The following is a 13,413-nucleotide window of genomic DNA, read 5'->3' on the forward strand; positions in this document are numbered from 1 at the left end:
GATACATTTACCTTTTTGACGAATGGATTTATACAGTTTGGTAGATTTGTTAGCGATCGCCTCAAGTCCATAAATTTTGGTTATTTCAAGACCCAAGATTAATTCTGACTTGGCGAGATTGATTTCCAGCCAAATTATGGGCGCTAAATCGCATCTGTCGAGCGGCAGCGATCGCCTTATTATCGAGAGCGCCATTCCCACTGGAAGAGACAATACTGGCTGCAACAACTGAGCCGGACTGACTAATTTCCACACGCACGATCACCACGCCACTTTGGCCATTGAGATCACCACGGCGATCGCCACAACCTTGAACGCAATTAATTGGTGCGGGAGCCGGTGGAGGTGGAGCTGGTGGCGGAGGAGCAGGACGAGGTGCTGGTGGAGCGGGTCTAGGCGCAGGCGGAGAAGCTGAACTTGGAGGACGTGGTGATGGAGAGGGCTTCGGTGATGGTGCTGGTGGACTTGGTACTGGCGAAGCAGGAACAGGCTTAGGCGAGGGAGGACTGGGTCTTGGAGATGGAGAAGCTGGTTTTGGTGAAGGGGTCGGAGTGGCTGAGGCTGGAGGTGATGGAGTCGGTACCGAGGGAGGTGTTGGCGTTGGCACTCGGGATGGTGAGGGGCTAGGACTAACAGTCTGTTTTTTTGTTGGAGCTGGATTAGGGAATGGCTGCGGGGATGGAGATCGCCGATTCTGAGTGGTACTAGGTGTCTGTGTCGCAGGAGATTTAGAGCGAGCAGAGCTGGAGTTCTGAGATGTTTGTCGGGAAGGAGTTGGCGAGGATTGTGGTTCGGCGATCGCCTGCTGCGGTTGAGATGTCGGAGCGAGGGGAGAGTCTGGTGGAACTGGCGAAGGAGAAGGGGTCAAAACTTCTTCCTGCCACAACACCACCTCAATAGGTTGTAGCTCCACTTGTTTTTGTTTTAGTTCTTGTCGAGTTGAAGCGATCGCCACATAGAGACCAATCAATCCACCATGGACAATAAAAGAAAACGCCAAACCACCCACCAGCCCAAAAGGATGGCGAAATTCCCCCATTGCAGTCAGCTCTTTCTTTTTAGCTCTAAGCACCAGCACCCTTTATATCAGACAAAAGAAGACCCTAACGATGTTTAAGAGCTCGTGCCATATCCCGCTTATCCTGACGACGCTTAATGGTTTCGCGCTTATCGTGGAGCTTTTTACCACGTCCTAAACCTAAACTCAGTTTGACCAAGCTTCCCTTCATATACATCTTTAAAGGAATCAAAGATAAACCTTTCTGCTCCAGCTGACCAATCAGACGCCGAATTTCTTTCTTATGTAATAACAACTTCCGATCACGCTTCGGCTCATGATTAAAATATTGCGCACTCATGTTGTAGGGCGAAATATGCACATTCAGTAACCAAGCCTCACTATTACGAATGAGGACATAGCCATCTCGTAAATTAACTTTCCCAGCGCGAATAGACTTTACCTCTGTCCCCACTAAGCTAATACCAGCCTCTAGCGTTTCGAGAATTTCGTATCTGAACCGAGCCTGGCGATTATCACTGACTAATTTAATTGCTTTTTTCGACTCTGCCATAGGTACTCGGAAAATGGACAACGACGCAAAAAAAATACGCGATTATCAATCCTAACAAATTCCTTTGCTAGGACTCTATCGCCAATACAAGACTTTGTAGATTCACAAGAACCCTGAAGACAAAAAAGCAAAGCATCAAACAGTTGCATATTTGACATATTCAATTTTATTTTGTATTATTTTATACAGAAAGCAAAATAAGACGTTCATCTCTCTTTGCTAATGATTTTTTGAATTCGCGAGAAGAGACGGAAGTAAGGAAACATCCCGAAGGAACGCACCTCATCAACAACTAAACATAATTTTGAGGAGCTAATATCATGAAATTCTCTTACAGAGGCATTCATTTCGACCGTAACCCAGTGACTGTTGAAGCGGAAGAAGGCAAGACTATCGGCAAATACCGTGGTTCTGAACTCCATGCTCACACTCCGAAGAAGCGCTTGAATGTTGTTCACCACAAAAATCTCAAGTACCGTGGCGCAAGCTACTAGATTCTGAAGCAGTCTCGAAAGACGTTTAGAAAAAAAGAGAAAATTTAAGTTTTAGAGAGTAGGAAGATAAATTCTTGCTCTCATTTTTTATGCGAATTTAGTGATTTATGATGGAAGCGAAAGTTTAGGAATCATGGCGATCGCCGCAGTTTATTTTTTTCCGCTATCGTTCAGCTTTTTTATACAATAAATCTTTCTGATTTTTAAGGGATATTCTGTTGGGTCAAACGTTTGAGAATCAAAAGGATTGGCTAAAGTTACAAACATATCTACATAATGTCGTCACCCCTATAGCAGAAGAGCTTGATCAAAATCCTCAGGTGCTCGGGGAATGTTTACAGAGATTAGGCGATCGCCACCTCCTTGGGTTAAAAGTAACGACGGAATTTGGTGGGTCGGGATTTTCCTCACTCGAATATGGATTAGCTGTCACTGAAATTGCAAGAGCATCGGGGATGCTGGCTTTTTTGCAAACGCAACATCAAAGTGCCGCTGGCATGATTGCTCGATTCGGATCAGATTCCCAACGGCAATGGTTGCCGCAATTAGTTACTGGAGCGATAAAAATTGGGGTTGGATTTTCCCATCTACGTCGTTCGGGAGAACCAATGGTACAGGCAATCCCAACTGATGATGGCTACCTGCTTACGGGCACAATTCCATGGATTACAGGATATGGTTTCTTTGAAAGGGCGATCGCCGGAGCCACTTTACCGAACGGCGATGAACTATACGGCTTTATCCCTCTCAAACAAACAAAACAAAACACTGGCGGAAAAATCGACTGCGGTGAACCATTACCTTTAGCGGCGATGGGGATGAGCCAAACAGTGGTGGTAATGCTAGACCAATGGCAACTCACTAAAGATGAGATTTTAGTCATTAAACCTGCTGGCAGTATCCAGAAAGGCGATCGCAAAAATGTATTAAAGCATGGCTTTTTTGCCCTCGGCTGTGCCTATGGCTGCTTAGATTTCCTTCAACAAAAATTAGAACCTTCCCAATTCAATCCTTTAAAAACTCGCCTAACTCAACTACGAGACGAGATGGTTAAAGCGAGTCAAGAATTAGACTCTAATTTTGAACAACAACTGGCACTGAGAATTCAGGTGGTGGCAATCGCCCAAGAATATGCCCAGATTGCTCTCATTAGTTCTGGGGGAGCCGGAAATCTCCTGAGTCATCCCGCACAACGACTGTACCGAGAAGCCCTAATGTTTAGTGTTTTTGGGCAAACTTCAACAATTCGCAACGCAACATTACAAACATTGATCGGCTAAAAAATCCCACGATATACTGAGTATCCAGCAAATTAACGCGGGTGTAGTTCAGTGGTAGAACGTCAGCTTCCCAAGCTGAATGTCGTGGGTTCGAATCCCATCATCCGCTTCCAAAATTCTTTATTGCTCCCGTAGAAATTCAAGGAGAGAATTCCTACAGCTGAGCTGGTTTTAGGCAAGAACAGCAGGTTCAGCTTTCTCTGTAAAGATATGAGCAATGACATCTTCAACCACTTTGTCGGGGGTTGACGCACCAGAGGTGATACCAATTTTGAGCTTGCCAGAAGGTAACCAATTATCTTGGGTCGTAATGTCTTCGCCTAACGGTTTGTGCTCAATGCGATTATCCGCGAGGAGGCGATCGCCACTATCGATGTGATAGGACGGAATTTTGTAGTCAACGGCAATTTCCTGGAGGTGAGTTGTATTAGAAGAATTAAAACCACCGATCACAACCATCAGATCAAGGTCTTCTTTAACGAGATCGAACATCGCATCCTGACGCTCTTGGGTGGCATCACAGATCGTATTAAAGCTCATAAAATGTTGATTCAATTCCGTTGGCCCAAACTTTTCAAGCATTGTCTGTTCAAAAAGTTTACCCATCTGCTCAGTTTCGCTCTTGAGCATCGTCGTTTGATTCGCTACGCCCACACGTTCTAAATCAATCTCAGGGTCAAAGCCTTCAGAATAGGCATTTTTGAATTTGTCTAAAAACGCTTGGCGATCGCCGCCATTCAGGATGTAATCACGCACATAATTGGCTTCGTCGAGATTAAGCAAAACGAGATATTTTCCAGCAAAAGAGCTGGTAGCAACCGTTTCTTCATGCTTGTATTTACCATGGATGAGAGACGTATAGTCTTGTTTTTTATGCTTTTCGACAGAAGTCCAAACCTTGGATACCCAAGGACAAGTTGTATCGACAATCGTACAACCACGGTTATTAAGCAGTTCCATTTCCTGAACCGTTGCACCGAAAGCAGGCAGAATCACGACATCACCCTGCGTCACACCACTAAAATCTTTTTCGCCATTGATCACATCAATAAAATGCACATTCATATCCCGCAGACGGTTATTAACGGAGGGATTATGAATGATTTCATTTGTGACCCAAATTTTCTCCGTGGGGAAATGTTTGCGTGTTTCATAGGCCATTGCCACTGCTCGTTCCACACCCCAGCAAAAGCCAAAAGCTTCAGCAAGGTAAATCGTTGCATCACCACGCGTAAGACTGTAATTATTGTCTCGAATTTCTTGGATTAAGCCACTTTGATACTCGCTGTTCATCATGTCAGCGACTTCATCTTCATGCCCAAAGCCACGACGGTGATAATTATCGGAATGGTTAAGGGAACGTTTAAAGGCTCTGGTATCCATAGGGCAACAATCAACTACAAACTTTCAGAAAAGATCATAACGAATTCTCGACCCTATCCGTAATATTTACTTGTCAGCTTCCTTTTCTGTCTCTACGTCAGAATCTTCTGTCGAGGCTTCATCAATAACATCTAATGACACTTCGATTTCATCAATTGAGACAGTTTCAAGCTCATCCGTTGTTACAGATGCAGATTCAGCATCAGAATTTGTGGAGCTTTCCTCTTCTCCATCACCTTCAAAAATATCATCGAGATTCTGGGGATTTACAGCTTCTTCAGTCGTTTTTTCTTTGCGGCCAAACAAACGACCAAAGGAAAAACCCTTTTTATCAATTTTGTCAGCGGGAACTTCAGGCTCAGACTCTGTCTGTTCTGCCTCTAGCTCAGCAGTTTCCGGTTCAGCTTCCGTTGTTTCGGGAGTGGCGATCACCTCAGATTCAGGTTCACCTGATATTGCTTCTGATGCTTCTTCAGGCTCAGTTTCAGCATCTGTGGCTTCTGCAACTGCAACATCAGATTCAGCAGTCACTTCAGGTGTTGTAACCTCCTCTTCAGTTTCAGGTTGCACCGGTTCAATAATGGCCTCAGATTCGGGAGATGCTTCTGTTTCCGTTACTTCAGGATCGTCAGCAGTTTGAGTTGCTTCTTCGGGTGTGACTTCAGATCTGGGGTCAGCAGCAACAGGCTGTTTTGCTTTTGGAGGGGCAGGCGATCGATTAAGTTGCTCTTTCACATAGCCCACAAGCGAAACCTGATCGAGATTTGGAATTTTTGTCGGGTCAATAATCGCTTGACGAAGACGAAGCGTTTCCCACGCAAACCAACCTAATAAAATCACACTGGCTAGTTGACCCAAGAGCACAGCACCCGCCATTTGTCCTGCACAAACCCAAAGGATAAGCGCATAAAATAACCCCACAGCACTCCAAAAAAAGTCATCTTGGCGGTGGAGCTTCGGGAAAATAAAGGCCGTCAAAAACAGAAATGTACTCCCAATGGCAACGGCGATCGCCAAACCCTGTGCCAACATGAAATCTCTACTCCTGTGATGCTAAGTGCTTGACCTATTGTGCCAGACTTGTTGAGTCTTCGAGCCAGTTAGTTAAAAAACAAAAAACTACTCTGGGGCATTGTCGTCTTTGATGCGTCGAATTGGCAGATTTGCAACTAAGGCTGTCATGCGATCGCTACTCGATAGATCGAATTCCATCTCTGACGGATCAATCTCGACATATTTTGCGACTACAGCCAAAATCTCTTGGCGCATTTCCTCAACCTTCTCAGCACTGAGACCAACCCGATCATGAGCAATCACAAGCTTCAGGCGACGTTTCGCCTCATCACTACTGCTATCATTTCCCTGCCAGTTCAGCAGTTTTTCCAGTAAATCCTGAATCATGGGTTCTGCGGTGTTTACTTTGCTAGTAATAATATTTTCGGGTTAGCCGGCAAAAAACCGACGGATTTTAGAAAGAAGCCCCTCTTGATCAGACATCAGATCAAGAAGTGGTACTTTTTCTCCTTCGAGACGACGGGCAATATTGAGGAACGCAGTAGCAGGCACCGATGTCTTTTTCTCACCGAGAACAAGGGGTTCACCCTTATTACTCGCAACAATCACATTTTTATCGTCTGGGACAATTCCCAACAGCGGAATCGCGAGAATTTCTAGGACATCCTCAACACTCATCATCTCATTCTGCTTAATCATGTCTGGCTTCAGACGGTTCACAATCAGGCGAGTGCGTTTGATGCCATAGGCTTCGAGTAACCCAACAACCCGATCTGCGTCACGCACAGCGGTAATCTCAGGCGTTGTAACAACCAAAGCCTCACGGGCCGCAGAAATCGCATTGCGGAAACCCATTTCAATCCCAGCAGGGCTATCCACCAAAATATAGTCAAATGCTTTGTTCAGCTTCATAATGAGCTGCTTCATCTGGGTCGGCGTAACGGATTCTTTGTTACGGTTCTGGGCGGCGGGTAAAAGAACCAATCCATTTTGTCGCTTATCCTTCACGAGGGCCTGCTCTAGGCGACATTCTCCGGCGATCGCCTCCACAGCAGTATAAACTACACGATTTTCTAAACCGAGGAGTAGATCGAGATTTCGGAGACCAAAATCCGCATCAACAAGGGCAACTTTCTTCCCCAACTTAACGAGGGCTGAACCTAAGTTTGCCGTACAGGTAGTTTTGCCAACGCCCCCTTTGCCGGAGGTTACAACGATAACGCGACTCATATAGTTCTCGGATAAATAAACTGGATTTATAAAAAATTAAATGCAAAGCACAGATTCCAAAATCTTAGCCTGTGATGCAGTGGGAAAGGTGTGCCAATGTAGTTTATAGATTAAGGGGATCTGGCATTTCCTCCCAAATTTGCCCATCTTCTTCGTAAAAATAATTTTTAGAAAATTTTAAGGCTGAGGCAAGGCGAATCCCTTCTGTTGTGAGATAGGCAGTCTCTGGTTGTAAATGATCAGGGTTTTTCAGTGAAGATCGTGCCACCATATCCGCAATTCGTAATTGGGTCGGTTGCATCTGTAGCGCCATAATCCGGCAGGAGCGATCGCCATCAGATCCAGCATGGGCAACCCCACGCAGACAGCCCCAAATTATGATATTTCGCTCCGCAATAATGACACCACCTGGATTCACATCACCGACCACCACAATCGATCCTTTATGGCGAATTTCCACACCAGAGCGAATCGTTTGCGACACATACAACGCATCACTACCATCACTCACAGGCTTAATCGGCTCCAATTTACTCGGAATATCCGCGAGCAATTTGGCCAGGGGTTCTTGTTCGACACCATAACCAGCGGTGGCGGCGGCGATCGCCGTTTGTCTGCGGCTTGTGCGAACTCGTTTTAACTGCAATTGATGTTGCGCGAGTAGCTCAGCTAACTGTTGGAGCTGACGACCACCAAGCAGCTGATTTTGGGCCAGTAAACTCACATTTAACACCGGAAATTCTTGGTGCTGATCGAGGTGTTGGGCTAATAACTCCCAAGTGGCATCCCAGTCCTCAATCGGTCGCCGCGCTGTTGTCGGTAACACAAGGGTCAGCTGTTCCTCCTCTAAACCCAGTTGAATTTCGAGGGGGGAAGTATCTTCGACGATAACATTCTCAGCAGAAGTCGACTCTGACTCTATATTCTGTCCAGGGTCATCAGGGGTTTGTTTAGATTTTGAGGCGGGTTGGTTCTGTTGCTCATCCATTCGTGACATCCGGCAGTCTTCACTGATTTATAGCAGCACTTTGGGGATTGCGCCAAAAAAATCGTGGCTGTGATGAGTAAATTGAGATGCTTTACAGGCTTCCCATAAATTGATTGAGACGTTCCATACCTTTCTCCAAAGTTGCGAGATCAGTGGCATAGGAGAGACGAATACAGTTGTCATTGCCAAAGGCGACGCCCGGAATTGTGGCAACTTTTTGCTCATCAAGAAATCTTTTGCAGAAGGTCAATGAATCTAAGCCGCTTTTACTGACATCGACAAAAATATAAAAGGCGCCATCGGGAGCTGGGCAACTCAGGCCATCAATACTGCGCACAGCATCGAGCACAAATGTCCGACGTTTCGCGAATGCCGAGAGCATTTCATTCACACAATCTAAACCACCCTCTAACGCGGCGATCGCCCCAAATTGCGCAAAGGTACAAACATTAGAGGTGCTGTGGCTCTGGATCGTGGTCATCGCCTTAATAATTTCGAGGGGCGCACCAATATAACCTAGTCGCCAACCCGTCATCGAAAACGCTTTTGCAAAGCCATTACAAGTAATCGTTAGCGGAAAGATTGCGTCACTGACAGACCCAATACTCTGATGAACAGTCCCGTCATACAGAATTTTTTCGTAGATTTCATCGGAAACAACTAAGAGCTGATGTTCCACTAAAACCTCGGCGATCACCGCCACTTCAGCAGGGTTATAGACAGAACCTGTGGGATTAGACGGCGAATTAAAAACAAATAATTTTGTCTTGTCCGTAATCGCAGCGCGCAACTGATCAGGCGTAATTTTGTATTGATTTTCCGCCGTCGCATCAATATAAACGGGTGTCCCACCAGCAAGGATCACCATCTCGGGATAACTCACCCAATAGGGCGCCGGAATAATCACCTCATCCCCTGGCTCAATGAGCGCCATCATCAGGTTGTACAGAGAATGTTTGCCCCCGTTGGTGACGATAATATTTTCTTTTTCGTAAGGGAGATTATTTTCTTCGTTAAATTTACGGGCGATCGCCTGCCGTAATAAAGGTTCTCCTGCAGCTGCACCATAACGAGTTTTTCCATCATCCAGCGCCTGTTTCGCTGCGGCAACAATATGAGCTGGCGTTGCAAAATCTGGTTCTCCAGCACTAAAGCTACAGACATCGATCCCATCAGCCTTCATTGCCTTTGCTTTTGCTGAAATTGTTAAAGTGATAGAGGGCTTTACTTGACCAACTCTTGATGCCAAATTCATGGTGATGTTTCTGTAAATTAGGTGAGACTAAAATTTAGGGGTAAGGTGCCAACCGTAGCGCGTACCTACCGCTCGCATTAACCTTTAACAGTAGAGCGCAGCTAGATCGCACAGCCGTTATTTTTACATAATGCAATCTTAAACTTATGCTCGATTTGAACTAGATTACTATTTACCTTTTGGCGGCTTTTTTCAGTTCTCCATACATTTCGCTCTAACACTCTTTTTGTGGTGGTTATATGTCTTTTCTTCGTGCCGATCTTGACCAACTAAAAGCCTACGTTTCACACCCTGGTGGCGCAACAACGCAGCAAGTCGACATCCTCGATACCAATGAAAGTCCTTATGACCTGCCTACGGAACTTAAAGAGAAACTGGCGGATCATTATGTCAATGCGATCGCCACAAATCGCTATCCAGATGGCAGCCAGCACCACCTCAAAACGTTAATAGCCTCCTACGTCCAGCAGTCGGCGAGATTAACTGCGAGTTTGGGAACCCAAAATGTTTCTGTGGGTAATGGCTCTGATGAATTAATTCGGTCAATTTTAATCGCCACTTGTCTCGGAGGCGAAGGGTCAATTCTTGTTGCAGACCCAACGTTTTCGATGTATCGCATTTTGGCGACCACCCTCGGGATTCCGACCATCACAGTCAATCGTCACCTCAGTGATTTTTCGATGGATCTCGACGCAGCGCAACAGGCGATCGCCCAAACAAAACGACCACCCGTCAGAGTTGTATTTGTCGTTCACCCGAACTCTCCCACTGGACAATGCCTCACACCAGCCGAAATCGATTGGCTGCGATCGCTCCCTGAAGATATTTTGGTGGTTGTCGACGAAGCTTATTACGAATTTAGTCAGCAGACTCTTCTCGCCGAGGTCTTAAATCGTCCGAACTGGTTGATTATGCGCACCTTCTCTAAAGCTTTTCGATTAGCTGCTTTGCGAGTGGGATATGCGATCGCCCAACCAGAAGTGATTACGGCTCTAGAGAAAGTCCGACTGCCTTATAACCTACCGAGTTTTTCCCAAGCAGCTGCGATTCTTGCCCTTGAACATAAAGATTATTTACTGGCCACAGTTCCCGAAATTCAAGCAGAGCGAGAAAAACTCTTTACCCAACTCCGAAATGTAGACAAGCTCAAACTTTGGCATAGCGATGCTAACTTTATCCATGCTCGTCTACAGCCAATTAGGCAACCCCAAGATGAGAAATTAGCCCAACTCGTAGAAACACTGAAGACACAAGGCACATTAATTCGGCATACTGGAGGGGGATTACGGATCAGCGTGGGTGCTGTACAGGAAAATCAACGGACGTTGGTGCGTCTAACGAAGTCAATAGAGCTGCTCTCGTAACCTCATCTCACACCAGAAAAAGCATAAGCATGATTGCTCCGGGTCAGCATACTGTATCTATCGCTTTACATTACAGGAGACACGTGCGTATTTCTTGCGGATTGCTCTGCTGCTGCTGCGTATAGCATTAACAAGCATCTTTTAACATCACTCTTTGATGCCCACACATTTTCTCGTGTGGATATTGAGGAATTATGTTTTCTCAGTGTAGTTTTGAGTATCAGCATTAATCTGCCATCACCCCGTAATGATTTCGAAGCCCTCTCTGAAATGGTCTGACCACCTTCTGCCGCGTTTAATTATGCCGGCTCTGGTGGCAAGTCTGAGTATTACCGGAGGTGTACTTGGCGCGAAATATTTGGGTTGGCTCCAGACCATTGAGCTGAATGCCCTTGATCGGATGATCCGCTTGCAAGCAATGGTTGGCGATCGCCCAACAACTCTCGATGATCGTTTTCTAATTGTCGAAATTGATGATCAAGACCTACAAAATTTCCAACAAATTCCCCTAACCGATGACATTGTTGCGACTGCCCTCGAAAACTTGCAGAAGCATGACCCTAAAGTTATCGGACTCGATATCTATCGCAATATTCCCAACCCTCCTGGCACTAAACGTCTCGCCACACAGCTCGCCAAAGAGAACCTGATTGCAATTTACAATCCCCAACATGGTTTACCGCTGGACTCATCTGGAGAAAATATTCAAGAAAACCAAGGATTTAATCTTGTCATCATCGATTCAGATAATATCCAGCGTCGCAAATTACTAGCTCTCCGTAGTGAAAATCGTCCTCTATACTCTTTCGGTTTACTAGTCAGCCAAGTTTATCTAGGCGAATCCGATCATCCGATCGAGCTCGAAGACAATGGCTTGAAACTAGGTAGCCATTATATTCCTGCCATCAATCAACATTCTGGAGGATATCGTTTACCAGCATCAGAAGCTCGCGGCTGGCAAACTTTGCTTCAATTTTCTGCTCAACAACAAATCGCTCAAAGTGTCACCATCAGCGACATTGTTGCTGAAACTTTTGACCCAGAGCTTGTTCAAGATCGTATTGTCTTAATTGGCAGCACAGCAAAAACCCAGAAAGATACCTTTATGACCCCCTACAGCGTCAGCAAGACGGATGGTCATCTCACGCCGGGTGTCTTTCTCCATGCTCAAGCCATTCAGAAAATTTTAGATACGGCGACGGACGGCGATCATTTTTTCTCTTACTGGACTGAAGGTCAAGAATTTGTTTGGATTTTTATCTGGGCATCCATTGGCGGAGCAACAACTTGGCTGTTTTACCGCACCAAACTGTTTGTGGGAGTCAGTATTGGGAATGTAACTATCCTCTGCGGCAGTAGCTACTTGCTCTTTTTAAGTAATGTTTGGATTCCAGTGGCAGCACCAATAATTGCCTTATTTGTCAGCTGGAGTAGTGTCCTCGCATATCGTTTATTTTATGAAGAAAAATATGATGTCCTCACTGGACTGCAGAACCGCGATTCCTTTTTGCAACAAGTATCTCTCAGTAATGCAAGCCTTACAGACCCATCTAATACAGGGGCGATCGCCGTCTTATCCGTAGACATTGACCGATTTAAATCCATTAATGAGAGCTACGGTCATTACCATGGCGACGCGATCCTCAAACAAGTTGTCCAACGCCTTCGCTCACAGCTTCCTCAAGATCGCCAATTGGCTCGGATGGGAGCAAATGAATTCGGTATTCTCGTCTCCAATCTCACCACAGACACTGCCGTTATCGATATCGTTGACAACATTAAGCGCAAACTCAAAGAGCCGTTTCAGATCAACGAGCAAAAACTCTATCTAACTTGCAGCACAGGTGTTGCGCTCCACACCAGCGAAACTTGCATTACAGCTGAAGATTTATGGCTACAGGCACACACAGCCATGAATCGCGCCAAAACATCAAGACGTGGCAACTACGAGATTTTTGCGGCAGGGATGCAAACCCAATCATTAAATCGCCTCACCCTTGAAAGTGATCTTCGCCAAGCAATTGAACAAGATGAATTCCAGCTTGTTTATCAACCCATCTTTGCTATGGACACTGGACTTCTACAAGGATTTGAAGCCTTAGTACGATGGCATAGCCCCACCAGAGGGCTCGTCTCACCCAATCGCTTTATTTCCATCGCCGAAGAAACAGACCTTATTCTTCCTATCGGCCAGTGGGTACTCGAAGAAGGTTGTCGACAATTTAAAGAATGGCAAGAAACACTCAATCTCGATGAAAGATTAGTCTTGAGCATCAACCTCTCCAGTCGACAATTTAGTCAAAGCAATCTAAAAAAAAGCGTCGAAACCATCCTGAAAAACACAGGGTTAGATGCCTCCTCGCTCAAACTAGAAGTCACCGAAAGCATGGTGATGGATGACATAAAAGAAACGATTAAAACGCTGAATGAGCTCAAGACTCTAAATGTAAAATTGAGCATTGACGATTTTGGAACAGGCTATTCTTCATTGAGTTACCTCAACGACTTTCCAGTTGACACCTTAAAAATAGACCGCTCCTTCGTTAGTAAGATTTCAGAAAAAGCGAGTAGTCTTGCTATCCCAAGTGCAGTTATCGCCCTCGGCCATAACTTAGGGATGGATATCGTGGCAGAAGGCATCGAAAATATCTCGCAGTTTCAAATCCTTAAAAGCCTGAATTGTGAATATGGTCAGGGTTTCTTCTTCGCTAAACCATTAGAGCGAAAAGCAGTAACGCCATTCCTCAAAAAATGGAATAATCACCCTTTTGACCCCGATATTTTTGTCACAAACAGCAAATAGGTTTTTTTGACTAGAATTCTTTATTGCGGCT

General features: G+C 45.4%; 12 protein-coding genes, 1 tRNA gene and 1 riboswitch. Of the genes, 5 read left to right on the plus strand and 8 right to left on the minus strand.

Going from position 1 to position 13,413, the window contains the following annotated elements:
- Positions 1-85: 85 nt before the first annotated feature.
- A complete protein-coding gene (locus LEPTO7376_RS21435) occupies positions 86-1,072 on the minus strand; it encodes an energy transducer TonB (RefSeq protein ID WP_160148545.1) in 987 nt (328 codons plus the stop codon).
- Between the two features lie 31 nt (positions 1,073-1,103).
- Complete coding sequence (smpB, locus tag LEPTO7376_RS21440) at positions 1,104-1,571, minus strand: SsrA-binding protein SmpB (RefSeq protein ID WP_015136109.1); 468 nt, start codon at positions 1,569-1,571, stop codon at positions 1,104-1,106.
- Positions 1,572-1,772: 201 nt separating this feature from the next.
- Positions 1,773-1,853: riboswitch (Glutamine riboswitch) on the plus strand.
- Positions 1,854-1,891: 38 nt separating this feature from the next.
- Here smpB and LEPTO7376_RS25360 point away from each other — a divergent pair.
- The 3 genes from LEPTO7376_RS25360 (at position 1,892) to LEPTO7376_RS21450 (ending at position 3,454) form a co-directional block, all read left to right on the plus strand.
- Positions 1,892-2,065, plus strand: a complete 174-nt coding sequence (locus tag LEPTO7376_RS25360) for a DUF4278 domain-containing protein (protein ID WP_015136110.1) — start codon at positions 1,892-1,894, stop codon at positions 2,063-2,065.
- A 218-nt stretch (positions 2,066-2,283) separates the two neighbouring features.
- Positions 2,284-3,345: an acyl-CoA dehydrogenase family protein gene (locus LEPTO7376_RS21445; protein ID WP_015136111.1), complete on the plus strand. Its 1,062-nt coding sequence runs from the start codon at positions 2,284-2,286 to the stop codon at positions 3,343-3,345.
- 37 nt (positions 3,346-3,382) lie between these two features.
- Positions 3,383-3,454: transfer RNA gene (locus LEPTO7376_RS21450), tRNA-Gly, on the plus strand.
- A 62-nt stretch (positions 3,455-3,516) separates the two neighbouring features.
- Here LEPTO7376_RS21450 and LEPTO7376_RS21455 read toward each other — a convergent pair.
- From LEPTO7376_RS21455 to LEPTO7376_RS21480, 6 genes are all read right to left on the minus strand, one after another.
- Positions 3,517-4,728, minus strand: a complete 1,212-nt coding sequence (locus LEPTO7376_RS21455) for a 4-hydroxy-3-methylbut-2-enyl diphosphate reductase (protein ID WP_015136112.1) — start codon at positions 4,726-4,728, stop codon at positions 3,517-3,519.
- Positions 4,729-4,794: 66 nt separating this feature from the next.
- Positions 4,795-5,760 (minus strand): Ycf66 family protein, encoded by a 966-nt coding sequence (locus LEPTO7376_RS21460; RefSeq protein WP_015136113.1) that lies wholly within the window; start codon positions 5,758-5,760, stop codon positions 4,795-4,797.
- An 87-nt stretch (positions 5,761-5,847) separates the two neighbouring features.
- Positions 5,848-6,129: a cell division topological specificity factor MinE gene (gene minE / locus LEPTO7376_RS21465; protein ID WP_015136114.1), complete on the minus strand. Its 282-nt coding sequence runs from the start codon at positions 6,127-6,129 to the stop codon at positions 5,848-5,850.
- Positions 6,130-6,171: 42 nt separating this feature from the next.
- Positions 6,172-6,972 (minus strand): septum site-determining protein MinD, encoded by an 801-nt coding sequence (minD, locus tag LEPTO7376_RS21470; RefSeq protein WP_015136115.1) that lies wholly within the window; start codon positions 6,970-6,972, stop codon positions 6,172-6,174.
- A gap of 103 nt (positions 6,973-7,075) precedes the next feature.
- Complete coding sequence (locus LEPTO7376_RS21475) at positions 7,076-7,960, minus strand: septum site-determining protein MinC (RefSeq protein WP_015136116.1); 885 nt, start codon at positions 7,958-7,960, stop codon at positions 7,076-7,078.
- Between the two features lie 91 nt (positions 7,961-8,051).
- A complete protein-coding gene (locus tag LEPTO7376_RS21480; RefSeq protein WP_015136117.1) occupies positions 8,052-9,215 on the minus strand; it encodes a pyridoxal phosphate-dependent aminotransferase in 1,164 nt (387 codons plus the stop codon).
- A 239-nt stretch (positions 9,216-9,454) separates the two neighbouring features.
- Between LEPTO7376_RS21480 and LEPTO7376_RS21485 the strand changes: the two genes are divergently transcribed.
- Entirely contained in the window at positions 9,455-10,579 is a 1,125-nt protein-coding gene (locus tag LEPTO7376_RS21485; RefSeq protein WP_015136118.1) for a histidinol-phosphate transaminase, read from the plus strand.
- Between the two features lie 301 nt (positions 10,580-10,880).
- Positions 10,881-13,382, plus strand: a complete 2,502-nt coding sequence (locus LEPTO7376_RS21490; protein ID WP_051188840.1) for an EAL domain-containing protein — start codon at positions 10,881-10,883, stop codon at positions 13,380-13,382.
- The last annotated feature ends 31 nt before the right edge of the window (positions 13,383-13,413 follow it).

Source organism: [Leptolyngbya] sp. PCC 7376, from assembly GCF_000316605.1.
Lineage (GTDB): Bacteria > Cyanobacteriota > Cyanobacteriia > Cyanobacteriales > MRBY01 > MRBY01.

Bases quoted from the DNA above. Each gene is read 5' to 3' on its own strand.
- smpB (WP_015136109.1), bottom strand. From the start codon at position 1,571: ATGGCAGAGTCGAAAAAAGCAATTAAATTAGTCAGTGATAATCGCCAG.
- LEPTO7376_RS25360 (WP_015136110.1), top strand. From the start codon at position 1,892: ATGAAATTCTCTTACAGAGGCATTCATTTCGACCGTAACCCAGTGACT.
- LEPTO7376_RS21455 (WP_015136112.1), bottom strand. From the start codon at position 4,728: ATGGATACCAGAGCCTTTAAACGTTCCCTTAACCATTCCGATAATTAT.
- LEPTO7376_RS21460 (WP_015136113.1), bottom strand. From the start codon at position 5,760: ATGTTGGCACAGGGTTTGGCGATCGCCGTTGCCATTGGGAGTACATTT.
- minE (WP_015136114.1), bottom strand. From the start codon at position 6,129: ATGATTCAGGATTTACTGGAAAAACTGCTGAACTGGCAGGGAAATGAT.
- minD (WP_015136115.1), bottom strand. From the start codon at position 6,972: ATGAGTCGCGTTATCGTTGTAACCTCCGGCAAAGGGGGCGTTGGCAAA.
- LEPTO7376_RS21475 (WP_015136116.1), bottom strand. From the start codon at position 7,960: ATGGATGAGCAACAGAACCAACCCGCCTCAAAATCTAAACAAACCCCT.
- LEPTO7376_RS21480 (WP_015136117.1), bottom strand. From the start codon at position 9,215: ATGAATTTGGCATCAAGAGTTGGTCAAGTAAAGCCCTCTATCACTTTA.
- LEPTO7376_RS21485 (WP_015136118.1), top strand. From the start codon at position 9,455: ATGTCTTTTCTTCGTGCCGATCTTGACCAACTAAAAGCCTACGTTTCA.
- LEPTO7376_RS21490 (WP_051188840.1), top strand. From the start codon at position 10,881: ATGCCGGCTCTGGTGGCAAGTCTGAGTATTACCGGAGGTGTACTTGGC.